This is a genomic window from Anaerolineae bacterium (assembly GCA_035529315.1).
In the GTDB taxonomy this organism is placed as follows: Bacteria; Desulfobacterota; Desulfobacteria; order Desulfobacterales; family ETH-SRB1; genus Desulfaltia.
On sequence record DATKWZ010000001.1, the window covers coordinates 63,619 to 88,878 of the forward strand.

At 42.1% G+C, this 25,260-nt stretch carries 20 protein-coding genes, 2 pseudogenes and 1 riboswitch; of the genes and pseudogenes, 14 read left to right on the top strand and 8 right to left on the bottom strand.

The genetic code is table 11. The annotated features are described in order from the left end of the window. Window positions 1–4 precede the first annotated feature (4 nt). Both dut and VMW78_00340 read left to right on the top strand, forming a co-directional pair. A complete protein-coding gene (gene dut, locus VMW78_00335) occupies window positions 5–463 on the top strand; it encodes a dUTP diphosphatase (protein HUV49461.1) in 459 nt (152 codons plus the stop codon). A gap of 44 nt (window positions 464–507) precedes the next feature. After that, window positions 508–1,296 (top strand): MBL fold metallo-hydrolase, encoded by a 789-nt coding sequence (locus VMW78_00340; protein HUV49462.1) that lies wholly within the window; start codon window positions 508–510, stop codon window positions 1,294–1,296. Between the two features lie 6 nt (window positions 1,297–1,302). On the opposite strand, the gene VMW78_00345 is transcribed toward VMW78_00340, so the two are convergent. From VMW78_00345 to VMW78_00355, 3 genes are all read right to left on the bottom strand, one after another. Continuing rightward, window positions 1,303–3,114, bottom strand: coding sequence for a chloride channel protein (locus VMW78_00345; GenBank protein HUV49463.1), 1,812 nt, complete (start codon window positions 3,112–3,114; stop codon window positions 1,303–1,305). Further along, window positions 3,114–4,430, bottom strand: a complete 1,317-nt coding sequence (locus VMW78_00350; protein ID HUV49464.1) for an aminotransferase class I/II-fold pyridoxal phosphate-dependent enzyme — start codon at window positions 4,428–4,430, stop codon at window positions 3,114–3,116. The genes VMW78_00345 and VMW78_00350 overlap by 1 nt, the downstream gene beginning before the upstream one ends. A gap of 130 nt (window positions 4,431–4,560) precedes the next feature. After that, window positions 4,561–4,839, bottom strand: a complete 279-nt coding sequence (locus VMW78_00355) for a PxxKW family cysteine-rich protein (protein HUV49465.1) — start codon at window positions 4,837–4,839, stop codon at window positions 4,561–4,563. Between the two features lie 222 nt (window positions 4,840–5,061). On the opposite strand from VMW78_00355, the gene VMW78_00360 reads away from it, so the two are divergent. The 6 genes and pseudogenes from VMW78_00360 to VMW78_00385 all read left to right on the top strand — a co-directional run bounded on the left by VMW78_00360 (window position 5,062) and on the right by VMW78_00385 (window position 9,207). After that, window positions 5,062–5,799 (top strand): hypothetical protein, encoded by a 738-nt coding sequence (locus tag VMW78_00360; GenBank protein HUV49466.1) that lies wholly within the window; start codon window positions 5,062–5,064, stop codon window positions 5,797–5,799. Further along, on the top strand, window positions 5,783–6,553 hold the full coding sequence (locus VMW78_00365; protein ID HUV49467.1) for a TPM domain-containing protein: 771 nt from the start codon (window positions 5,783–5,785) through the stop codon (window positions 6,551–6,553). The genes VMW78_00360 and VMW78_00365 overlap by 17 nt, the downstream gene beginning before the upstream one ends. Before the next feature lie 46 nt (window positions 6,554–6,599). Beyond that, window positions 6,600–7,175 carry a LemA family protein gene (locus VMW78_00370; protein HUV49468.1) on the top strand — a complete coding sequence of 192 codons (576 nt, stop codon included), beginning with the start codon at window positions 6,600–6,602 and terminating at the stop codon, window positions 7,173–7,175. A gap of 77 nt (window positions 7,176–7,252) precedes the next feature. After that, entirely contained in the window at window positions 7,253–8,797 is a 1,545-nt protein-coding gene (locus VMW78_00375) for an MFS transporter (GenBank protein HUV49469.1), read from the top strand. Window positions 8,798–8,849: 52 nt separating this feature from the next. After that, window positions 8,850–8,966, top strand: a pseudogene (locus VMW78_00380) (IS3 family transposase). A 34-nt stretch (window positions 8,967–9,000) separates the two neighbouring features. Then, window positions 9,001–9,207: pseudogene (locus VMW78_00385) on the top strand (M48 family metallopeptidase). A gap of 48 nt (window positions 9,208–9,255) precedes the next feature. Here VMW78_00385 and fliD read toward each other — a convergent pair. Together fliD and VMW78_00395 are read right to left on the bottom strand one after the other, a co-directional pair. Beyond that, window positions 9,256–10,530, bottom strand: coding sequence for a flagellar filament capping protein FliD (fliD, locus tag VMW78_00390; GenBank protein ID HUV49470.1), 1,275 nt, complete (start codon window positions 10,528–10,530; stop codon window positions 9,256–9,258). 73 nt (window positions 10,531–10,603) lie between these two features. Continuing rightward, window positions 10,604–10,693, bottom strand: a riboswitch (cyclic di-GMP riboswitch). A gap of 302 nt (window positions 10,694–10,995) precedes the next feature. Continuing rightward, window positions 10,996–13,584, bottom strand: coding sequence for a PEP/pyruvate-binding domain-containing protein (locus VMW78_00395; protein HUV49471.1), 2,589 nt, complete (start codon window positions 13,582–13,584; stop codon window positions 10,996–10,998). 609 nt (window positions 13,585–14,193) lie between these two features. Between VMW78_00395 and VMW78_00400 the strand changes: the two genes are divergently transcribed. The 5 genes from VMW78_00400 to VMW78_00420 all read left to right on the top strand — a co-directional run bounded on the left by VMW78_00400 (window position 14,194) and on the right by VMW78_00420 (window position 20,767). Further along, window positions 14,194–15,504, top strand: coding sequence for a KamA family radical SAM protein (locus VMW78_00400; protein ID HUV49472.1), 1,311 nt, complete (start codon window positions 14,194–14,196; stop codon window positions 15,502–15,504). An 83-nt stretch (window positions 15,505–15,587) separates the two neighbouring features. Continuing rightward, a complete protein-coding gene (locus tag VMW78_00405) occupies window positions 15,588–16,586 on the top strand; it encodes a D-alanine--D-alanine ligase (protein HUV49473.1) in 999 nt (332 codons plus the stop codon). Window positions 16,587–16,596: 10 nt separating this feature from the next. Then, entirely contained in the window at window positions 16,597–18,225 is a 1,629-nt protein-coding gene (locus tag VMW78_00410; protein HUV49474.1) for a GNAT family N-acetyltransferase, read from the top strand. A gap of 214 nt (window positions 18,226–18,439) precedes the next feature. Continuing rightward, window positions 18,440–19,414 carry a KpsF/GutQ family sugar-phosphate isomerase gene (locus VMW78_00415; GenBank protein ID HUV49475.1) on the top strand — a complete coding sequence of 325 codons (975 nt, stop codon included), beginning with the start codon at window positions 18,440–18,442 and terminating at the stop codon, window positions 19,412–19,414. Window positions 19,415–19,432: 18 nt separating this feature from the next. Continuing rightward, a complete protein-coding gene (locus VMW78_00420; GenBank protein ID HUV49476.1) occupies window positions 19,433–20,767 on the top strand; it encodes an ATP-dependent 6-phosphofructokinase in 1,335 nt (444 codons plus the stop codon). On the opposite strand, the gene VMW78_00425 is transcribed toward VMW78_00420, so the two are convergent. From VMW78_00425 to VMW78_00435, 3 genes are read right to left on the bottom strand one after another with little or no spacing between them, the layout of a single operon-like run. After that, window positions 20,721–22,073, bottom strand: coding sequence for a 3-deoxy-D-manno-octulosonic acid transferase (locus VMW78_00425; protein ID HUV49477.1), 1,353 nt, complete (start codon window positions 22,071–22,073; stop codon window positions 20,721–20,723). The two genes, VMW78_00420 and VMW78_00425, sit on opposite strands and share 47 nt — an antisense overlap. 15 nt (window positions 22,074–22,088) lie before the next feature. Further along, window positions 22,089–24,038 carry a penicillin-binding protein activator gene (locus tag VMW78_00430; GenBank protein ID HUV49478.1) on the bottom strand — a complete coding sequence of 650 codons (1,950 nt, stop codon included), beginning with the start codon at window positions 24,036–24,038 and terminating at the stop codon, window positions 22,089–22,091. Between the two features lie 45 nt (window positions 24,039–24,083). Continuing rightward, a complete protein-coding gene (locus VMW78_00435) occupies window positions 24,084–24,425 on the bottom strand; it encodes a PilZ domain-containing protein (protein HUV49479.1) in 342 nt (113 codons plus the stop codon). Window positions 24,426–24,632: 207 nt separating this feature from the next. Here VMW78_00435 and VMW78_00440 point away from each other — a divergent pair, with 207 nt between their 5' ends. After that, entirely contained in the window at window positions 24,633–25,184 is a 552-nt protein-coding gene (locus VMW78_00440) for a DJ-1 family glyoxalase III (protein HUV49480.1), read from the top strand. Window positions 25,185–25,260: the final 76 nt, after the last annotated feature.

Here is a 25,260-nt window from a genome sequence, read left to right on the forward strand (position 1 = left end):
TAACATGAACCACGCCCCTATAATTAAAATACTCTGGTTAAGGCAGGACCTGCTTGAGGATATTCCTCTTCCCTGCTATATGACACCCCAGTCAGCAGGGATGGATATATGCGCAGCTGTAGAAAAAGAGATCATTGTTGAAACAGGAGGGATTGCCCTGATACCCACCGGGTTTGCCATGGCCATCCCTACTGGGTTTGAAGCACAGATCCGCCCGAGAAGCGGGCTGGCTGTAAAGCATGGCATAGGGCTCATTAATTCACCAGGCACGATAGATGCTGACTATCGTGGCGAGGTGATGATTCCGGTTATTAATTTAGGTAAAAAGGATTACACTATTTATAGAGGCGACAGGATTGCCCAGATGGTCATTAAAAGGGTATATCAGGCCTGCTTGCAGGTTGTTGAGCACTTGGACGAAACAATCCGCAACAACGGAGGCTTCGGTCATACTGGATTGTAAAAGAAATTAAATGAGCCACCTCCTCCGGGGGTGATAATTTGACTATGTATGGTAACGGCCATAACCTTTCAGCATGTATGCTGGCGAGCGGCAGCAAGGGCAACGCAATATTTGTTTCCGACGGTTCCACCTCTATACTTATTGATGCCGGCCTTTCAGGAATAGAAATCGAACGCAGGTTAAAATCAAAAGGGCTTTGCCCTGACGATCTTGATGCTATTCTGGTATCCCATGAACATGCCGACCACATAAATGGTGTGGGGGTTCTTTCGCGCCGATTTGATTTACCCGTTTTTATCAGCAAGCAAACCTGTAAGGCCGCTTCATCACAAATAGGGAATGTCCGGGACATTGTAAACTTTGAAAGCGGCATATCCTTTTTGATAAACACACTGACAATCCATCCCTTTTCAATATCACACGATGCAGAGGATCCCGTTGGTTTTACTATAAACCGTGACAAAACAAAAATCGGGATCGCAACCGACCTCGGGATAGCAACCTCAATGGTTAAAGAGCATCTAAGAGACTGCTCATTATTAATCCTCGAAGCCAATCATGATACAGACATGCTGATAAACGGCCCTTATCCATGGGAATTAAAACAACGGATTAAAAACAGAACCGGTCACCTTTCCAACGAAGAGTCTAAAAATCTTTTAAAGGAGGTGCGGCACGACAAACTTCAACATGTGATTTTAGCCCATATAAGCGAAACAAATAATACCTCTGAAAAAGCCTTAAATGCTGTAGGGCCGGCGCTGACAAATTACAACAGCCGGATTAGCGCTGCAACCCAGCATGAGTCAGGAGCTCTTATACATCTCAAGTAGTTTCTTCTATTTTTTAGCTTTGTTTTTCATTTTTTGTATCAGCTCGTTGTAAAATGAAATAACCTCTCTCCTGTTCAGCATTCCGATAAGAATTTGATGATCATCATCTTTAACCACGGGAAGGCTATCGATATTTTTTGTGGTAAATTTTTGAAGCACTGTGTTTAAATCATCAGATTGAGTGGCTACGATGATATCGGAGTTGCCGATATCTTTCATCAGCACAAGATGCTCAATGTCCCTGGAAAAGAGTATGCCCCTGATATCGGTGCTGGAAAATATCCCGATAAGTCTTTCATTCTGATCAATAACCGGGAAATAATGCTGCTTTGTTTCTGAAAAGTACTTTTTAAAATCTAAAAAGGTCATATCCTGGGGTATTAGCTCGACCTTTTTTACAAGATGCATTAGCTCCTTGACCTTGATGGTCTGTAGAATATCTACAAAAAACTCGCCGGCATGAGCAGGAGAGTCGATTTTCTCTTTAACCTGCTTTTTGTAAATAGTCCATTTCTGAGCTGTCAGGTATGACAGGGAACATACAAGGAGGCTTGGCAGAAGCAGATGATATGAATTGGTCATTTCACTGACAAATATAATTGTTGAAATCGGTGTGTTTGAAACAGCGGTGAAAAAACCTGCCATGCCGACTATGACAAAAGCGCCCGGCTGTGTTACAATATTCGGCATGATTTGATGAAACAGATTTCCGACAGCGCCGCCCATGGCCCCGCCTATAACGATCGACGGGCCGAACACCCCTCCGCTTCCGCCTGATCCTATTGAAAATGATGTGGTAATTATCTTGCCAAAGGCAAGCAGTAACAGGAAGGGGATGGTTAGTTCATTATTAATGGCTTGCTGAGCAAAGCCATAACCAAAGGCCAGTGTCTGGGGTAAAAAGAAACCCACTATGCCGGTACAGAGCCCCCCTATGGCGGGCTTTATATGATTTGGGATCTTAAAGGACTTAAACAGATCGGTTACGCCGTAAAACAATTTAATATATAATATTCCTGTGCCTACAAGAACAAAGGCAAGAATAATATAAGGCCCAAGCTCCAATGGATTGCGAAACTGAAAATCAGGGGATTCAAATAAAGAGCCCCATCCAAAAACCAGGCAATACAGGCAGTAAGCCACCACCGAAGAGATTCCGGCAGGTATGATAACCTCGGATTCAAACTCGGGATCCCTGTAGAGCACTTCCGCGGCAAAGAGGGCGCCGGCCAGGGGCGCCCTGAAGATACTGCCTACACCCGCGCCGATTCCCGCGGCCATCATTATCCTTCGTTGTCTGTTTGAAAGCTTTAACTTTGTTGCCAGAAATGATCCAAAGCCAGCCCCTATTTGGGCTATTGGTCCTTCTCTTCCTCCGGAACCACCGGTTGTAAGGGTAATAGCGGATGCTATTGTTTTGATTATCGGGACTCTGCCCCGAATAAATCCTCCTTTTCTATGATATGCATCAATTGCGGCATCTGTTCCGTGCCCTTCGGCTTCCGGCGCAAAGGTATATACCAGCCATCCACTTAATAATCCTCCAAAAGCAGGCAGGAATAAAAGAGTATAACGGCTGAAAGAAGTGTTTGTCGGCGTGAGCAGATGATGTTCTCCGGCAGGGGAGGGAGGCCGGTAGCCAGCTATAAAATCCATGAAATAATGGAGCCCAAGCTGGCAGAGGTAATTAAAAACAATCGAGCCTAATCCTGCGATAATACCTATTAAAACAAAATAGAGGGTCCATTTGCCTGCATGGGCTATGTTGACAGAGTGGTTTTTTATGATAGTTGCTTCAAACCATTTTTTCAATCTCATCACTTTGTATTTTCCAGATCTTCTATTCCCCGCAGTATAATATCAAACAGTTCGGGGATATCCTCTTCTTCGAGGCATGAAAAGGCAATTCTTAAATTCCTGTTACCAATGGAAATAAGGCCTACTCCATATTTATCTAAAAGATGAAGCCTCAAGGTTTCGGCATCTGTTGATTTTAATTTTATACACATAAAATAGCCGGAATTAAACGGATAAACATCCCAGGCATCTTTATATTTCGGATCAGCCAGAACAGCTTTAACGCACTTTGCTCTGCTTTTAAGTATTTCAAACTTTTCCTTTTTTTCCGCGGGATAATTTTTATGCTGCATGGATCTTAACACAATGGATTGACCAAGATGGGAAGCGTTTGATATGGAACCCCTTACACTGCCCGCTGTCTTTTTTTCCAGGGCATCATATACCGGAGCAGGATCGCCATTGACTTTACAACCATAGGTAATAAAACCGACCCTTAAACCCCACACATAATTTTCCTTGGTGGCGCCGTCCATCTTTACGGCAAGCAGTCTGGGGTGTTTATCGCAAAGCCTGGCAAAAAGCGATTCTTTTATGGTTTTTTCTTCGTAAAAGAGTCCAAAATAGGCGTCATCTGCAACAGCAATAATGTTTGTGCCCTTGTCGGCCAGATCTGTTAGAATCTTAACAATGCTATTTCCTTCTTCCTCTGTTACTGTATAGCCGGTTGGATTATGCGGAAAGTTGAGCAAAACAATTATCTTGTCATGTTTTTTTGCTTCATCAGTGACCTTTTCCTCAAATGCCTTAAGATTAAATCGGCCATCATCCGAAAACATGGAATACTTGCTTATGTTTCCATCTTTTCTTATGTTTATAATCATGTTGTAGTTGCCCCACATCATGTCAGGCAATATGATCACGTCCCCTGGGTTTATCCAGAGATCTGCAAATACACTTACAGCATGAGTTATGCCGCAGGTAACAACAGGGGTGCTTATATGTTTATTTGCAAGGGAAGGGTTTTTCTCAAATATTGAATTTTGCCATACCTGCCTTAAATCGGTAATCCCAAATGATGGGGCATAGGTTAATGATTCCTTTGCCCGTATACCGGTAATTGCGGCCATAACCGAATTAAAACGCATGGTTTTACCCTGTTCCTTTGCAATTCCTATTGTTGCATTTAATCTAAACGCTTTTTCCTTTGCCTCTGCGCTCTGGCTTAAAATCCCTTTTGGGAAAAAGAGTTTTTTGCCGAGATCAGACAACATTTCCATGAGATGAGGATTGCCAGCAGTGATTGTGCTGTTAAGCTGTTTTGCAATGGGATTCATAGATATGATCTCCTTGAAAGCCGGGAAGAAAACAAAAATCTTAAAAATTTTATACAAAAATCTTATTTTTTACAATAAAAAAACCCCGCCACATAATTGGACGGGGTTTACCGGTAGATCGAAAACCGCATTACCTGTTCCCTCTCTTGGATGCCTTGAGTGGATTTATCTTTGTTTTTTTCGCAGCAGGAGCTGCGGAAAGATGAGAGGCAAAGTTGCAGGCCCCATTTCTCCATTTTAATGAAGGATCAGGACATGCAGTGCAGTACCAGCCGGATAAAAACTCAGCGCCGCGATTGCAGCCATTGCACTGGTCCACGATCTTATGGCAAATCCCGCCATTGTAAGAGCAGCCTTTTTTTGTCATAAAAGCACACTCTGCACCCTTCTTGAGCGTTGTACAAACCATTGGAATCACCCCCTTTACGAGTTAGTATAATATAAAACCTTCAAAATATAATCAAAGAGGTATTTATTGTCAATTGAAATTTTAAAAACGGGTCTGTCTTGCAAAAATCAATTATTATGAATATAGTAAATAAATTAGTTTGTTTCGCTCACAATTTGGATGTAACCCTAAACGGTGAACCCTGAACCTGTAAACAGTTGCCTGTAAAATTTAGGAGGTTTTATGAATGACCTGAGCATGAACGAGGAGGCTGCGGCTAAATTTAAACCGTTTCTGGATCTTATATTAAATAATTACAAAGACCAGCTCCATTCAATTCACATTACAGGCAGCGCTTTGACTGAAGATTTTAATCCCAAGACTTCGGATGTCAATTCCGTTCTTGTTCTTAATAAAATGGATTTGAAATTTCTTGAAAATTTTGCGCCTCTTGGGAAGAAATTCGGGAAAAAACAGGTTGCCTCCCCTCTTATTATGATTCCGGAATATATCTTTAGCTCTCTTGATGTTTTCCCTGTTGAATTTCTGACAATAAAAACACTTCATAAAACCGTTTTCGGCAAGGACATCTTCAGCGATCTTGAAATTAAAAGGGCTGATCTCAGGCGCCAGTGCGAACGGGAGCTGAAAGCCAAATTAATAGGAATCAGGCAGGGATACCTTTCCTCTTCAGGAAACAGAAAATTCCTTTCAGACCTGTTTATCGGTTCTTTTTCAGGATATATTCCACTTTTCAGGGGCATTATTGTTCTTTTTGAAAAACCAGCGCCAAGAGAAAATGAAGAAATACTGTCAACCCTGCAGGAAGTGTCCGGCGTTAGCGTAGATGTATTCAGAACAATTTTAAAGGCCGGAAAAGATAAAACTAAATTTTCTATTGAAGTTCTTAACTCAATTTTTGAAGATTATTATAAGACCATTGAAAAGCTGGGGGATATTACAGATGAAATTAAAGTATAATCTAATAACTTTTCTTTCAATCCTGTGCCTGTTTTTCCTGACGGGTTCCTTTTCACAGGCTGTAAGCATACCTGAAACCCCAGGCAATTATGTTGTTGATCTTGCGGGCATCATCGATAACTCTATTGAGGCCAAACTCAATCAATATCTAAAAGAGCTCGAACAAAAAACAACTGCGCAGCTTGCCATTCTTACCGTCAATAGCCTTGAAGGAGAATCGATTGAAGATTTTTCAATAACAATAGCACACAGTAAGTGGAAACTCGGCCAAAAAGGAAAAGATAACGGTCTGTTGCTGGTGGTGTCTCTCAAGGACAGAAAATATAGAATTGAAGTCGGTTACGGCCTCGAAGGCGTAATCCCAGACAGCCTTGTCGGAAGCATCGACCGCGATTATCTTGTGCCTTTTTTTAGAAAAGGGGACTATTCAAACGGCATTTTTGCCGCATCTACAGTGCTGGCTAATGTAATTGCCGAAGAGTCCGGGGTAAAAATAACCGGAATGCCGGAATTGAGACGCGCGGTTTCCCAGACAGGGAAAAATCAATCCCCCGGTATTTTTGGCAGTATGATTTTGCTGTTTTTTGTTGTAATTATGGTTATCCTGTTTATAAAAAATCCAAGACTCTTCCTTATGCTTCTTCTCCTGTCATCAATGGGCGGAAGGCGTGGCTCTTGGGGCGGCGGAGGCGGCGGCGGTTTCGGCGGAGGCGGCGGCGGTTTCGGCGGAGGTGGCGCTTCCGGCGGCTGGTAGCTAATTAATCATAAAACATATAGAAGCTGTTTTTATGGAGGGCATTATGTCAAAATCATTAAAAACCATTCTTATAATTACAGGTGTTGTTTTACTTGTCGGTATCCTTGTAACAGGAAAGCTTGTCAGTGGTTACAATGCAGTCGTTGCCATGGATGAAAATGTCAAAGGAAAGTGGGCTCAGGTTGAAAACCAGCTCAAGCGAAGATATGACCTTATTCCGAATCTGATTGAAACAGTTAAGGGTTATGCAAAACACGAAAAAGAGCTGTTTGAAAATATTGCGGAGGCCAGAACAAAATACTTCCAGGCAAAAACCGTAAAAGACAAAGTCGAAAGCGCAAACCGTCTTGAAGGCGTACTCTCAAAACTTCTTTTTCTTCAGGAGAGATACCCGGTACTTAAAGCAAACCAGTCGTTTCTGAAGCTTCAGGATAGCCTGGAAGGAACTGAAAATAGAATTGCGGTTGAACGTAAAAGATATAATGATGCAGTTCAGATTTTAAACACATATATCCGGACATTTTTTGGAAGGTTCTATGCTGCAATTGCCGATGTCTCTAAGGCCGAATACTATGAAATTCCAGAAGCAGAAAAAGCAGTGCCAACAGTAAAATTCTAATTTATCGAACCAAAAGATATTTCAATACACGAAAACTGAGACATGACAGTCTAAAGGAGATAGGCCGCCGGTTTCAGATGGAAAAACATAGCGTTGTAAGCAGCATCATAGAAAGAATGAAGAGGCAGATGCTGAAGCATAGAAACTTAAAGAAATGTGCGGACAGTATGGCTGACATGGTTAACAATAGCCAAGAGCAGGCTCCGATTCTTCCCAGGCAGCCTGACAAATGGCTGGTTTTTTCATTGGTGGCTGTAGGTGTGTTCATGTCCACACTGGACAGCAGCATTGTCAATATTGCCCTGCCGGTGATCATGGATGATTTTCAGGTCTCTTTATCCGTCATCGAGTGGGTTCCGGTGATTTACCTGCTGACTATTTCTTCTCTCCTTTTGACCTTCGGGCGTCTGAGCGACATAGAGGGGAAAAAGCTTGTCTACTGTCTGGGCTTCATCTTTTTTTCATTGGGATCTTTATTGTGCGGTCTGGCTGCCAGTGCTGAATGGCTGATTGCCGCCCGCTCTTTTCAGGGTGTCGGAGCTGCGATGATCATGGCATGCTCGCCGGCATTGGTGGTTGACACTTTCCCTGTAAAGGAAAGGGGCAGGGCACTCGGCATGGTGGGCACGGTGGTGGCCGCAGGGCTGACCACCGGCCCGGCCCTTGGAGGATTGATTCTCGAACATTTTTCGTGGCCTGTCATTTTTTTCATTAATATTCCCATTGGTGCGGCAGCGACGATCGCCGCTTCAATTATATTAAAACAGGTTGGGGAGAATCGATCAAAGGAACCGCATGACTGCACAGGGGCTGTCCTGCTGGTCGTGTGCCTCGGCTCGCTTTTGACAGGACTGACCCATATTTACGACTGGGGCTCCCTGTCATCCGGGACCGTCATCTGTTTTACCGTGTTTATCGCTACCGGTCTATTACTGGTCAGGATCGAAACCCGCACCACCTATCCTATTTTTGATCCATCACTCTTGAAAATCCGCCTGTTCTCGCTGCCGGTTCTATCAGCAATCATTATGTTTGACAGCCTTTTTACAATGACTTTTCTCATGCCGTTTTATCTGGTCCACCCCATGGGATTTCCCATGGACCGTGTCGGCGGTGTGTTGATGATTCCGTTTCTTTTTCTTTTTTTTGTGTCCCCGATCTCAGGAGCCCTATCAGACAGGATCGGCTCCCGGCTGCTTTGCACCCTGGGAATGGCGGCGATGAGTGCAAGTCTTTTCATGCTGTCTTGTCTCTCATCTTCCGCTACAATAATGGATATTGCCTGGCGTCTGGCCCTTGCCGGCATCGCCATCGGCATTTTTATTTCTCCCAACAGTGCCGTGGCCATGAGCGCAGTGCCGGCCCACAGAAGAGGCATTGCCTCGGGCAGTGTCGCCACGGCGCGCAATCTGGGTATGGTCATCGGGGTGGCGCTTTCCGGGCTGATTTTTAACAGTGTTTTTCGCAGCCTCAGCGGAGGGCTCGATTTGAAGGTCTATCGACCTGAGATGGAACCCTGTTTTATGGCGGCTTTTCAAACCGCCATGCGTGTCGGCGCCGGGGTGGCCGCTATCGGGGTTGTGGTGGCGTATTTGAGGGGAAATGAGCGGAAACAGGAATAGGGTCAAACGTAAATTTGACCCCTTATTTCCCGGGGAAAACTGACCTCTGTCGTCAATAGCGGAATATATTGAAATATTTTATAATCGGCAACGGTTACAGGCCCGGCTCGGCTACCTGTCTCCGGTCATCTTTGAGAAGCAGTTTTACGCGTTGCAAAAAGCTGCATGAAGAAGGGTTTGGTGTCTACTATTGACGACAGAGGTCAAAAAGTATCCAGCTGAATTTAGAGCTTGCCAAAAAACCACCCGAATGTCTGGAATATATTGTTGTGCATGAAATGGTTCATCTGTTGGAAAGAAACCACAATGACGGATTCATTGCGTTAATGACTAAGTTTATACCAAGGGGGCGATTTCATAAAGATGGATTGAATCGATTGCCAGTAAGTCATATAGGTTGGAATTACTAACTCGAAGAAAAAAGATTTTACTTTGACCCGAGATGAGATTATGAGGATTTATGCAAAGGTATTCAGTAAAGAACCTGTCAGCGCCTGCTGCAACATTCCTGCTGAAGCGCCATAGATATAATCGGCAAACTCCTTGCTTATGTTTTCGGCTTCTTTGGCATAATTGAGAGGGGAGTCGGTCGATATGCCGGAGGCATAGCTGTTAACCTGCACGGCCAAACCGTCAAGACCACCAAACAGATTTTTAATATTGTCCTTATCCTGGTCTGCTGCCTCGGATAACTGATCGTCATCTATCTCAAGATTTCCGTTTTCCCCCTGAGTGATACCAATAGATTCCAGGCCGGTTTTATTGTCCTTGATAAAAGAATTAACAGATGAAAGAACCTCATCCTTTATGTAATTACTATTTTTCCCCAGATTATCAATAAACGAATTCAACTCGGATACAAGATCAGTTATGGCATTTTTGACATTATCTTCATCAGGGGAGATTTTTAAAATCGATTCGCCTTCCCCTTTCAGATTGGCCGTAACCATGCCTTCATCAAGATAAATAGTGTTGGAGGTAGAGGTATTGCCGATTCCATTAACGCTGTATTCAGCATTCCGGGCTGTACTGGACACGTTAGCCGCACCTGTCTTAGCTATTGCGGTTCCTGATATATCAGAAATTGTGAAAGAGTTTCCCGCTCCGGTATTATTGGATGTCAGGGTTAATTTTCTGGTTCCTTCTTCACTGCCGTCAATGACTTTGGCGCTGACTCCTATATTCGACTCATTGATGGAAAAGGCTATTTTTTGCAGCGCTTCTTCATTGGTATCACCTTCTGCCACAGTAACGCTGAGTTCGTGGTCCTGACCTTCTATATTGACATTAAATGTATCGGTTCCAACATCAACGACGCTGGAAGTATCTTTATCCAGTGCCAAACCTTTATTTTCCTGAGCCTGAGCGATCTGTGCAACCGAAATGTCATAAGTGGCTTCGGTTGCCCCTGAATTAGCGGAAAAGGCGTTTATGGCCGTGGCCGTAAGCACACCTGCATTCGAAGAAGAAGCTGTACGGTCATTGAAAACAGAATTATAATCATCGAGTGTTAATTTTTTTGCTTTAGCAGTCAGATCCGATACATCACTGTAAATTTGATTGAGAGCTGCCTGTGAATCTTTGGTGAATATTTGCGCGTCGATTTTGTCCTGGAGATTTCCTACGGCTGATACAAAGACCTGCATTACCAAATCACCGGAACCTTTCACACCCATAGGCGCTAAAAGATTGGTCATTGTCAGATAATTGCTATAGGAACCGGTTATTTGCATGGTATTATCTCCTTTCCTCTAAATAACAAAATCCGCTTCTGAATTACAGAAAGGCGGATATGTATAGTAACTTCTCAGTAACCCCGCTACCCTATCCTCACCGTGAGGACTTGGGCCGGAAGTTTTGCGTCCCTGCCTTTCGAAAGGTTTGCCTTTTCAAAACTATGTATAAATTTTATCGGTATAAAAGCAAAAATACTTTAGACTTATTTTCTGGTAAACACAACTTTTGATGAACTCGTAAAAAGTCAAAAAGTTTTCTTTCCCGTCATTCCGGTAGATCCCGGATCAGGTCCGGGAGGAATCCAGTAAATTCAATGCGTTCTGGATGCCGGATCAAGTCCGGCATGACGATTTCGAGACTTTTTACGAAGCCGTCAACTTTTAATTATATCTCAAAAAATAAGGGTATCAAAATGACTATCGGGTTGCCTTGTTTTATGAGATATTCATGATGAATACGTGTTAACCGCCGGCAGCGAAAGTATAATTTTCTTTAAAAAACTCTTTCTCATACCATTCAAGTTGGCCGTCATCAGAAAGCACCATGTCCAGAAGGCGGACAGATCCGAGCAACCTGCCTATCATGTCCAGTTTTTCCTCAATAAGAGCCTGATCAAACTTTTTTAATTCGCCTCTTACCATATCCCCTTTTTGCTCTACCTTGAACAACAGCTTTTTGAGAATTAATGTAATGAGAGTTGCCCTTCTGGACCTCCTGCCTATGTCGGCAGCTCCTCCTTTAAAATAGAAGGTGATGTAGTTATCATTTACTACAGGTCCGCAATATGTATCGATTGTTGCGAAGTGATATCCCAGACGTGAATTGAAATTTAGGTATTCATTTGAAATAACAGCATAATTTGGTCCTCCCATGCGGCCTTCTTTTAATGGATCCCGAAAAACAGATTCTGCAACAATAGAAGTAAACCCCCGCCAGTTTATTCCTATATCGCCGGACCACTCTATGCCTTTGTGAGTCATTCCATTTAGCAATGCTTTGAAGGGCACGGAAATTACATCTTCTTTTTGCGCCTCGATCGCTTTATTATCAATCGAAAGGCCGCCCCCCAGGTCAATTACGTAAATGCTTAGCGGTAGAGAGGTATAAAGCCGGACAGCGATATTTTCTTTAGATTTAATATCATCGCTGATCCAGAACATTTTACGCATTGACATCTCATGCGCAAAACGGATTATGTCGTGAATTGTCTGACAGGAATCCGGATTAAAATTATCCTGTTTGGGGTCTAAAAGATTTAAGGGCGCAATCTTTTTCAGGGCAACCTGCGCGGCCTTGTATGTAGGGCTTCCCTTCATTGGATTTATAGCTTTTTTTTCCTTTAAAAGCTTTTCCACGCGGCCCTTATAAACAATCCTGTTGGTAGCGTCTACTGTAATCTCATCGCTATGTTCAATTAAAGAGGTGGCATTTTGTGTCCCTACGAGAGTTGGGATTTGAAATTCTCTGGCCACAGAAGCCATGTGCCCTGCAACACTTCCCACATCGGTAACGATTGCGCTGATACGTCCCATTACAGGAACATAGCGGGGTGATGTTTGATGGGCTATCAAAATGGCGCCCTTGGGTATATCATGAAGATTGTGATCTGATTTCAAAACATAGGCAAGACCCGAGGCGGTCCCCTCTGAAGCTGAAGCGCCGCCTTTAATCAGGACAGCGTGATCAGCAAGCTCCTTTTCAAAGGCATCTGGAGATGTTGTAGGCGTTTCCGCAGGAATAAACTTTAATGACTTCTTCAAGGGCCGTGCCTGTAATATGTAAAGCCTGTTTTGCTTGTCTATGGCCCACTCGATGTCCAGAGCAGCACCATAGTGACTTTCCAGTTTTAAACCATAGTCAAATAGAGCCTTTATCTGTTCAGGCTCAAGACACGCCTTGTCCTTCAAGTCATCGGATACAGCTTCATCCTTTGTTCCCCCTTCTACATCGATTTTGCAAACGGTTCCTTTTGTGGCGATTTCTGATTTTTCAATCAGTCCATTCTGTTTGTTTACCTGGTAAAAGTCGGTGTCAGTTGAGCCATCCACTGCGCTGATCCCTAATCCCCATACGGCACTGATCATAACGACTGCATGGCGGCTGTCATTCGGGTCAATAGTGTACATGACCCCGCTGGCCTGCGCATCTACCATTATTATACAGGCAACGCTCATTATTACATCCTGATCCATGTAGCCCTTTCTTCGGCGGTAGAAAAGAGCCCTTGGGTTAAAGGTGCTTGACACAACTTCTTTGTAAGCATGGACGAGATTTTTTTCGGTTACGTTTAAAACTGTGGAGTGCTGGCCGGCAAAACTGGCCTCAGAATCTTCACTGGTTGCGCTGCTTCTGACAGCAAGCCTGATATCTGATCCTGATTTATTTTTCAATTCAAGGGCTGCTTCATGCAGCCCTCTTTCCAGGTCAGCCGGCAGTTCGCAGTTCAATATAATGGATTGTATTTCTGCGCTGACCTTCATAAGTGTTTCAGTATCATTGACATCCAGTCCCCTTAATTTGCTGTCTATCAATTTTGAAAGATCGTTATGATCGAGAAAGTGCTGGCAAGCATAAGCTGTCACCGCAAAACCCTGCGGCACTGGAAGGCCGACTCTGTTATATACTTCGCCTAAATTGGCTGCCTTGCCTCCGACTTCAGCTATGTTCTCCCGGCTTAACATTACGAGTGGAATAACCAGGTTTGTTTTATCAAGTTTTTTCTTTTGCTCTAAATCTTTAAGGATGTTAGCGCCTATTTTTTCAACAGCATCAAAAAGCCGGGGATATTCTCCCCCTGACAGTGCATTAAGGTCTTCTACAATACTGAAAACCTCGCCTATTAATATTTCAGACTGGACAAGCACATAGGCCATGGTAAAAGGCTTGTCCCTGTAAAAGACATGCTCAAGATCGGTGATTATTTCAAGAGCCCGATTGTTTGAAATCAGTAGTCTTCTAAAATATTCATACTTTCGTTTAAATATGCTTTCGTCGGGCGAAATGCGGTCACTGATCTTACTCTTTTTGAACAGATCAAATAATTTGAACATAAAAAATCCTTTTATAGCTGGGGAAAAGGTACTCCGCGTTAATTTAATGTAGGGCCCTTTTTGTTATAAAATATTCAGCCAAACTACACCTGAATTGAGCGATTTTTTTACTCGACTTGCACCAATCTCTTGCGTATCAAGGACTTGCGAAAAGTCTCGACATGTTTATTTTAATGAAACCACATCAAAAGGTCAAAACATTTCTAAAATCAGATAAGCGAATTCTGGGTGATAGTGATTTTGTTGAACAGGTGCTTTCAGAAACCAAAGAACAAATGGATAAAAAGCACACAGGTTGCTTGACAAGGGTTATAATCTTGACAAAATTGCTTTAACGTGTTTGCTGTTAATGCAGCTTAAACCACCTGAGATCCGGGCACAAGGCAAGGAATGAAAACAGGTTAATGCACCATCTGGTTGTGGCAAGAAGCTTCATCATCGCTTTTTTATTATGGCCTGATATCTTTAATAATTCTAATGGATTATGTTTTTTTATTTTTTTTTCAATTCAACAAAAAAAAACTTGATATGCCTTTTTAAAAAGAATATTGTGTTTCACTTTTTATGGTGGCGACTTTCAAAACAAACCTAAATAATTAAGGAGAAAAAATGCAATCATCGTTAAGTTTAGATGTTAAGCAAAGCCAGGATATGGAAGATAAGGATGACGAACCACCAAGTGGTTATTTCCCTCTCATCGAAAATGCTTATCCCCCATCGGTTAGTTCTTTTATTAATCTATCAACTGCTTTAATTTCTTCAATTATCTCTAAAAAAACCAAATCAAAAATACTCCCGGTTACCTCCAGTTTTAGAAAATTTTTTTTTCCAACAATTTCAATAAAGAAATGGAATGATTGGCATTGGCAAATCAGCAACAGGATTTGCAGTTTAGAGCAATTAAAACGTTTTATTAAAGTTTCTCCAGAAGAAGAAAGCATTTTTAAACAACTTAATTCAAGATTACCGGTCAGCATTACACCGTATTACATGAGTCTTTTGTCACCAGATAAACCAGAACACCCGTTACGTCGAACAGTAGTTCCAACAATACATGAACTTTTTAAATCGCCTGAAGAGAAAGATGACCCGCTGGGAGAAGAACATCAAAGCCCTGTACCCGGACTCGTTCATCGTTATCCTGATCGGGTGCTTTTTCTAATTCTTGATTTTTGTTCTACTTACTGTCGCTATTGCACACGTTCTCGTGTCGTCGGCCAAGGATCAATTCTTCCTGCACGATCTCGTTTGGAAAAGGCAATTGAATACATAAAGAAAAATCCTTCAATTCGTGATGTTCTTATTTCAGGGGGGGATCCGCTTACCTTGAGCGATAACAGACTGGAATGGCTTCTTATACGTTTAAGAGAAATCCCGCATGTTGAAATCATACGTATTGGAACCAAGGTTCCGGCGGTATTACCCCAGAGAATTACACCTAACCTGGTAAAAATGTTACGAAAATACCATCCATTGTGGATGAGCTTGCATTTTACTCATCCTGAAGAATGTACCCCGGAAGCATATCGTGCCTGCAATATGCTTGCTAATGCCGGCATTCCTTTGGGTTCTCAAACAGTGCTGCTCAAAGGCATCAATGATGATGTGCCAACAATGAAAAACCTTATGCATCACCTCCTTAAAATGCGAGTAAGGCCTTACTATCTTTATCAGTGTGATCTTATCACAGGCTCAAGTCATTTTAGAACATCTATTGATAAAGGTTTGGAAATCATTCAAGGGTTAAGAGGACATACTAGCGGATATGCCATTCCACATTATGTTATAGATGCTCCTGGTGGTGGTGGTAAAATACCGTTAACGCCTGATTACCTTATGAGAAGAGAAGGACACGATTTATTACTCAAAAACTATGAAGACCGGATTTTCCGATATGCTGATACAGTAAGTTGTTGTTAGAGTTGTTAATATGATTGTAGCCGTTCACGGCTTGAAACTTGAAACTTGAAATTGGAAAATAGAAATTAGGAAGAAATTAAAACATGAATATTGGATTAACTTACGATTTGCGTTCAGATTATTTGGCTTTAGGATACACTGAAGAAGAAACTGCCGAATTTGACCATGACGATACAATTACAGCAATTGAAAGCGCCTTGCAAGTTCTCGGTTATAAAACCGAACGCATAGGAAATGCACGAAAGCTAACCGAGTATCTTGTAAAAGGAAAAAGATGGCCGCTTGTATTTAACATTGCAGAAGGATTAAATGGTATTGCACGTGAAGCTCAAGTGCCTGCTATTCTTGATCTTTATGATATTCGTTATACCTTTTCCGATCCTTTAATAATGAGTCTTGCGCTTCACAAGGGAATAACAAAAAAGGTGGTTTGCTACAGTGGTTTTTCGACACCGGATTTCTATCTTGTTGAGGACAAGGCCGATGCTTTAAAAATTTCTTTTGATCCTCCTTTTTTTGTAAAACCGGTTGCAGAAGGAACTGGAAAAGGAATTACTCAAAATTCCGTTGTCTGGGAACGAGAAAATCTTCAAAGCATATGTAAAGAACTTCTTTATCAATATCATCAACCTGTGCTTGTAGAAAAATATCTTTCCGGGCGCGAATTTACAGTCGGCATTGTTGGTACCGGCAAAAACGCGAAAGTACTTGGAACACTTGAAGTTTTACTGCTTGATGGTGCTGAAAAAAATGTTTACTCATATTTTAATAAGGAACATTATGAAAAATTTGTGGAATATCATCTTGTTTTTCCGGAAAATGACAACGCAGTCCAGGAAGCTGAAAATTTGGCGCTTAAAATATGGCGGGTTTTAGGATGCAGAGATGGTGGCAGAGTGGATTTGCGCTGTGATGAACATGGGAAACCGTTTTTTTTGGAAGTAAATCCACTTCCAGGCCTACATCCTGAGCGTTCTGATTTGCCCATTCTTTGTTATAAACTTGGCATTTCTTATGTTGAGTTAATTAATCAAATTGTCACTTCTGCTATTAGTCGGGTTCCTGTGAAAAAGGCATGGTAAAAAGAAAATTATGCTTAAAGTAGCAATTATACACAATCTGGTAACAAACGATAGTACACTTGATGAAGGTGATGTAATTATTCAAGCTCAAGCCGTTGCCGATGCATTAATTGAGCTGGGTCATCAGCCTGTTTCTGTTATGTGCGATTTAGACTTAAAGCAGCTCAAGAAAAGACTTGGTGAAATTCAACCCGATGTGGTTTTCAACCTGGTAGAGTCATTGGACGGATATGGAAATCTGATCCATTTGGTTCCATGTTTGCTTTATTCTATGGGAATTCCTTATACAGGTTCGCCATCTGAATCAATATTTTTAAGTTCACATAAGTTAATGGCTAAAGAACGAATGCAGACGGTAAATTTGCCGACACCTGCCTGGATTGGTCCTTATCCACAAGATGTTTCATCATGGTTTAGGGATGACTTTCCCCCTGAAAAAAAGGAAAAAACTACCTGGATTATTAAATCAGTTTGGGAACACGGTTCTATTGGATTAGACAACCAGGCAATATTTGACGAGAAAACTGACAATAAGAGTGTAAAAGAATATTTGCATGAACGAGCCTTACAATTAGAGGATATGTGTTTTGCCGAGCAATATATTGAAGGCAGAGAATTTAATATTTCGCTTTTGTCCGGGCCGGGAGGTCCTGAAGTCCTGCCACATGCTGAAATTTTGTTTGATGGATATGATGATAATAGCAGGTTTCGGATTGTAGATTATGCCGCCAAATGGGATGATAAATCTTATGAATATCATCATACACCCAGATGCTTTGATTTTCCTGCCATGGACAAACCTTTGTTAACAGAACTTTCAACAATAGCAATTCAGTGTTGGCAAGTTTTTGGGCTGGAAGGATATGCACGCGTTGACTTCCGGGTTGATGATAATAAAATGCCCTGGATACTCGAGGTTAATACAAATCCCTGCCTTTCTTCAGACGCAGGCTTTGCTGCCGCAGCGGAATATGCAGGCCTGTCTTTTGTAGATGTGGTAAAGCGAATTCTCGATAATGCAATCAGCAGAAAATCACCTGGCAGCCTCAGGTGTTTATTAGACAGGGAAAAACATATCATTGAACCGCAAAAACGAGCACATTCGCCGCTGCTTGCGGCGGGGTTAAAGTTATCTGATCCAAAAATAGTTTTTCGTTACAACCCTCTTCAAAAGGATATTGAAGATGTGCGACAATTAATTAGCGCAACCGGTTTCTTCAACCCTGCAGAAGTAGATGTGGCTGTTGAACTTGTTGCGGAACGATTAACAAAAGGTGAAAAAAGTGATTATCATTTTGTTTTTATAGAACAGGATAATCGATTGATCGGCTATTCCTGTTTCGGCCTGATCCCCTGCACTGTTTCCAGTCATGATATTTACTGGATTGCTATTCATCCGGATTTTAAAAGAAAGGGATTAGGGCGAATGGTATTAAATGAAACCGAACGTTTAATTTATGAATCCGGTGGAACACATATTTATATCGATACATCTCAGCAGTCACATTATTCTGGTACTCGTTCTTTTTATGAACAATGTGGTTATAATGTGGCATCAATACTTAAAGACTTTTATGCATTAGGGGACGGAAAGGTTATTTACAGTAAGACTATTGCTGACAAAAGAGCCCTTTTGTAAACGGGCTGTTGCCCAAAAGCAATTCTCCGGCATTTCGCTACTATATCGCATTATAACAAGAACCCGACTTATTGATTGAGATATAATCAAAAATTGTGTTTAATGGTTATCTTTGCAAAGCAAATCAAATAATTGACAAATTACATAATATTACCTATTTATTATAATCTTTGGTGCCTTAACTCTTACGATAAAACAAGGAAACAGATTGCAGATGATTATACAGGAAGCCATTGATGTCCTTAAAATAGAGGCGGCAGGGATACTTGAATTAACAAAGCGTATTGATGATAATTTCTCCAAAATGGTTGAAATTATATGCGATTCCAGCGGACGCCTTGTAGTTTCAGGTATCGGAAAATCAGGGATAGTAGGGCGAAAGATAGTAGCGACCTTAAACAGCACAGGAACAAGATCTGTGTTTTTGCATCCTGTTGAAGCCATGCATGGAGACCTGGGTATTGTGGGTCGTGATGATGTGTTTCTCGCCCTTTCAAACAGCGGTAAAACCGATGAACTTAATATGCTGATACCAAGCATCCGCAGGATAGGGTGTAAAATTGTAGCCTTTACAGGTGATAAAAATTCCCCGCTGGCAAAACAAAGCGATATTGTGATCGATGTCGGCGTGGAAAGGGAGGCATGCCCTTTAGGCCTTGCCCCTACTGCAAGCACAACCGCTCTGCTCGCCATGGGAGACGCTCTTGCCGTGGTATTAATTAATAAAAAGCATTTTAACTCAAGCGATTTTAAAAAGGTTCATCCCGGAGGCATGTTGGGCGGGCGCCTGACCGGCAAAGTTAAAGATATTATGTTAACAGGCAAAGCCATACCTTATGTTTTTGCCGGCTCATCCATGGAGGATGCTATTAACAAAATTGAGCGTCTTGAACTGGGAGTTACTTTTGTTTTAAAACCGGATTTCACACTTGCCGGCATAATAACCGATGGCGATATAAGGCGTTGTATTGTTAAGAAAAAGCCTATTTATGAATTAAAGGTCGAAGATGTCATGACAAAAAATCCGCGAACTATAACTTTGGATTCTCCGGCCTATGATGCTCTGAATATGATGGAGCTCTACCAGATTACAGTCCTTCCGATAACAGACTCTTTTGGTAAGGTTCAGGGGATTTTACATCTTCACGACATATTGGGCAAAGGTGAATTTAAGTTTAATGGAAGGTAAAGGTATTCATAGGGGATTATGAACTATAATAATATGGACACAAAAATACCGACTCTGGGAAAGTCAAAAATAACCTCTCCGATCCAGCAAACAGACAGAGGCTCATACGACCAGAACTTTATTTCCGATAACGACAGGGTATTAATCGACGTAAATTTATCTAATGTCACAAAGATGATTAAGGACGGCAAAAAGCTTTCCGCCTTTGAACTGGCCGGTCCCAGAAAAAAAATATACTTTGATCCGAGTAAGCTGCGGTGCGCACTTGTAGCTTGCGGCGGACTTTGTCCCGGTCTTAACGGAATAATTCGATCAATAGTTCTGGAGCTTTATTATGGATATGGAGTCCGGAATATCTATGGTATTAAGTATGGACTGCAAGGCTTTATCTCAGGATATGGCCATGATATCTTAGCCCTTACGCCTGAAACGGTTGAGAAAATTATTAGAAAGGGAGGATCCTTTCTTGGATCTTCCAGGGGCCCCCAGGATATTAATGAGATCGTCGATTGCATGGAACGGATGAATATCGGGGCGCTTTTTATGATCGGTGGCGACGGGACACTGCTGGCTGCATCAAAAATAAATGATGCCTTAAAAAAAAGAGGCCTTAAAATCAGCATCATAGGGATACCAAAGACCATTGACAATGATATTTATATGGTATCAAGGTCTTTTGGCTTTGATACCGCGGTTGACATTGCTACCCAGGCGATCAGGGCTGCGCATAATGAAGCAGAGGGATATCCCAACGGCATCGGTCTTATAAAACTGATGGGCAGGCATTCCGGCTTTATTGCGGCAACAGCCGCATTGGCACAGCAGGATGTGAATTTTGTTCTTATACCGGAGGTGGATATCGACCTTAAAGGGCCCGGCGGCTTTCTTGCAACCCTTGAAAAACGCCTTGAAATCAGAAGCCATGCGGTAATAGTCGTGGCGGAAGGGGCAGGCCAGAACCTGTTCACAACCGGTAAAAACAAAAAAAGGATGTACGATGAATCGGGAAATATCAGGCTGCATGATATCGGTCTGTTTCTAAGGGATGCAATCGCAACCTATTTCAAAGAAAAAAATATTTCCATAACCCTTAAATATATCGATCCCAGCTATATAATCAGGAGTCTGCCGGCCAATTCCAACGATCATGTGTTTTGTAGTTTTTTAGGACGTGATGCTGTCCATGCAGCCATGACCGGCAGGACAAATATGCTTATCGGCCACTGGAACGATCATTTTGTGCATATCCCCATCAGCCTGTCGGCAGGAAAGCGAAAACAGGTTGATCCTCACGGAAAGCTTTGGCTCAATGTTCTTGAAGCAACAGGGCAGGGCTCATTGAAGAATAATTAAGCAGCCGATATATTACATCTGCATGCTTGTCGGCGGCTCCTTTATGCGACATCACGGCTTGAGCCGCTAATTTGCCGACAGCAACTGCTTTGTCTGGATTGGCAAGATAGTATATCGCTTTTTCAGTTAGTTCCTGACCATCCTTTACCTGAATGCCACCGCCTGTTTTGTCGAGAAGATCCTTGGCATCAAGAAAATCCTCCATTGAAGGGCCATAGAAAACAGGTTTACCCCATACCGCGGCTTCCAGTATGTTTTGTCCCCCAAGCGGCACCAGGCTGCCCCCGCAAAATACTATTGAGGCGATGCTGTATGTGTTCATAAGCTCTCCGATCGTGTCCACTATAACTATGGGAGCTGTCCTTAAACAGTTTTGTTCATCAAGATCGCTTTTTAGCTGACACGCAAAACCTTGGTTTTTAACCAGCTTTTTTATGTGATGCACCCTTTCAACATGCCTTGGCGCGAGAATCAAAAGGGTTTCAGGGAAAGATTTAATGATTCTCCCATAAACATCAAGAATGATTTTTTCCTCAGACCTTCGGGTGCTTCCTGCCACAAAAACAGGTTTGTCTCCTTTAATATTATAGATGCTTTCCATTTTTGCTTTAATTTTTGCATCAGTCTGGTTTAACAAAAGATCATATTTCGCGTTTCCGTTTATTTCTATCCTTTTTCCTGGCGCGCCGATCATTTCTATGCGATGAGCATCAGCCTTGTTTATCATGCTAAAGGCGTCAACAAGGTTTAATATTGCCTTCATTAACGGCCTGATTTTTAAGTACCCCTTAATTGTTCTAACGGAAATTCTGCCGTTAACAAGGGCTGTTTTGATGCCAAGCCTCTGGGCCTCAACCAGCCAGTTCGGCCATATTTCAGTTTCAAGACATACCAGGACGTCCGGTTTCAGGATAGATAAAGCCTTGCGGGCAGATAGAATAAAATCAACCGGGGCATAAATACAGGTCGCCAGTGGTCGGTGCTCATGGGCGCTCAGTTTGTTTTTGGCAAAGGCCTGCCCATGTTCTGTTGTGGTCGAAAGTATAACAGCACAATCCGGCATTAAAGCTTTGAGTGATTTGATAATGGCTATTGCCGAGCTCACCTCTCCTACTGAAACCGCATGTATCCATATTCGCGGCGATCCGGAAATAGTCCGAACAAGCCGATCAGGGTATAATCCGATACGCTGGCTTATGCTTTGGCTATATCTGCCGGTTATGCGTGAATAAAACCAGAAAGGCGGGAAAAGTAATAGAAAAAGGGATGTGCTAAGAAATTTGTATGCTGTATATGCAATATTCATCTTCTTACAAAGCCATCAATATTCGAGTTCAACAAATTTTTCGCCCTTTACGCGAAGAAGATACAGCCTTTTTTTGATTTCTCCGTTATTATCAAACGATGTAAGGCCTGTTGCGCCCTGAAAATTGTTAAGATTAATTAATGCGTTTTTGATGGAGCTTCTGTATCGAATATCAGGCCTGCTTACAATCTGGAATAATATCATTGCCGAGTCATAAGCTACAGCCTCTATAAATCCCGGTTTCTCTTTAAAGGTTTGTTCAAAAACAGCCACAAAATCACCGACCTGTTTTAAAGAGCTTTCCGCAAAAAAAATATCAGGCATAATTGCGTTCTGAACATAACGCCGCGCCATTTTAATCAAACCGTCACAATGCCACAGATTGGTGCCTAAAAGATACACATTCTCAACATCATAAAATGCCAGCTGGGGTATAATTAATCCTGCCCGTTCCGGCGCATCGGGAATGAAGATAGCATCAAAATCGACAACTGCTTGAGGTTCTTGTTCCTCTTTGTCTTTGCTTATATTATCTTTTTTGCCTGCTTCTTCATCTATTTTTAGATCTTCAGGGACTTCATAATAAAGACCGACCAGTTTTTTGATGGGATCGGCAAAATCCGTATGTTCGATATTATATGATTCAACACCGACAACCTTTCCACCATAAGCTGTAACTTCATCCCAGAATAGATTCATAAATGTTGTTCCATAATTATCATCAGGATAAAGGATCGCGAAACTGCCAAGCCCCAGCTTTTCAATTACATAAGATACAAGAGTATGAACCTGCATCATGGGAGTGAAGAAATTCCTGAAAACATAGTCTCCAACATCGGCAATATTATTCTTTTGGGTTATGGTAATGATCGGAATGCTTTTGTCCTGCGCTACCAGGGCGGCGGATTCCGCTGTAAAAATCGGGCCGATAATTGCCGCAACATGCTCCTCGAATAATTCCTTTACAGCCTCGGCAGCCTTATTTGCATCGGACTCCGTATCTTTTATAATCAGCTTTACGGCAGGTTGAATGCCCTGTGAGCAAAATTGATTCATAGCCAGTTCAATGCCTTTTAATGCCATGCGGCCGAAACTTTCGTAAGGACCGCTTAGCGGGAGCAAACATCCTATTGTGTATTTACTGTATGCAGCCTTTTTTTTAATATTCTCTACCAGTTTTTGAGCCGTTGATGCGTTTTCGTGCCTTGGAAACCTTTCTATAAATTGCGACAATATCTTTTCAGCATCATCATATTTTTCTTTTTCAGCTTTGTCTTGCCCTAACCGGTACATAAGATAACCAGCCGGTGCTTTATCTTCCAGCTGATTTAAAAAAGATATGATATCGGCTGTGCCAAGCGGCCCGGCAGCTTCATTTATTTTTGCAATTATCGCCTCTTTTGCGGGGCCCTTTGCTTTGTTAAGCGCTAAGATATAGAAATTAACGGCATCTTTCGGGGAGCTTGTCGCAAGATGAGCATCGCCAAGAAGAACATATGTTCTGATAATATTAATCCCTGCAATATTGCTTTCTATTATATCGTTTGCCTGCTTGATTGCCTCATTGTATTTGCCCTGGTTGTACAGCTCAACAAGAATTTCGACCATGGTATCAGGAACAAAAGGACTTTTCGGATAATCGGCGATTAAACGATTATAATAATTGAGCGCTTTTGCATTATTGCCAAGACCAGACCAGATAATCCCTGTTTTCATCAGAGCTGCATCGGCCAGGCGCCCCTTTGGAAACACGGAAAGATATTCAGTGTACTTGATTATGGCTTTTTCATACGATTTTGCCTGAAACAGATCTTCAGCCTGTGCAAACAGGATGTCTCCTGGGCCAACATACACAGGCCTGGCGGGTTGAAGCTGTTTTGGCGCGCATGCCGCAAAGAAAAAGGTCGCGATAAGAAGTATAATCAGGAGGCCTTTGCAAAACCGAGCATTTTTTAAAGGTCGCATTGGGTTTTTTAAGCTCATATTAAACTATGTTGATTTTGTTCGTAGTTACTCAATTATGGACAAACCGACAAGACAATGCCCTTTGAATCTTCCCTGATCATCCTTTGTGATATGTTTTATTTTTGTTTTAAGCTCGTTAGGCTGGCTCGATTGTTCCTCTGTATAGTATTTCATATCCAGAATATCACCGACCTTTAATGATTTCAGAACATCAGAGCCTTCTTTAATCAGAATACACATTCCTTTTGAAGATATATCCCGTAGCTTAAAAGTGTAAAAATGGGTTAGCCCGCTCTTTGAGAATTCAACCCTGAAATATTTATCTGCCATTTTTCTGGGGTCATATCTTTTTTCAACACAGCCATTTTTGTTAAAAACATCCTGCATAGTCATATCTCCTTTTATGAGAGCATTGAAATTGACCGGTTTGAGGGGAGCTATGCAAAAATATTTAACTCCCCCAAATTTACTGCATGTCAATATAGAAGGATATTTTTGTAAAATCAACATGAAAGCTATTTAGATGTTGCAGAAATGGTTCAATTTGGTATTTTAAAACCATAAAGAAAAAATAACAAATGCAAGGAGAGATATATGTCTAAAAAAGTCCTTGTGCCGATAGCAGACGGCATCGAAGAAATTGAAGCAATGTGTATTATTGATGTTTTGAGAAGGGCCGGCGCTTATGTGACTGTTGCATCCGTGGACAAATTACAGGTTACCGCGGCCCATGGAGTAAAACTGGTCGCAGACAAACTTATTTCTGACTGCACGGAGATTGTGTATGACTTAATTGCTTTGCCGGGCGGTATGCCCGGAGCTGAGCACCTGCGTGACTCGAAAGAATTGGAGCTGATTTTAAAACGTCAGCAGCGCGAAGGAGGATTGTATGCGGCCATCTGCGCCTCTCCCGCGGTTGTTTTTCAGCACCATGGATTAATAGGCCTGAGAAAAGCGACCTGTTATCCTGCCTTTGTAAAGCAACTTGATAATATCGATGCAGTTGAAGACAGGGTAGTTGTTGATGATGAATGTATTACAAGTCAGGGGCCGGGCACGGCTCTGGAATTTGCAATAAAATTGGTAGAGCTGCTTTACGGCAGGCAAAAAGCAAAAGATGTAGCCTTGCCTATGCTGGCCATATAGCCAGTTCGTTTGAAAAAAGCGTGAGCTGTAAACCGACAACCGTCAACTGTTACATAAAACGTAGCTGTTAACGTTC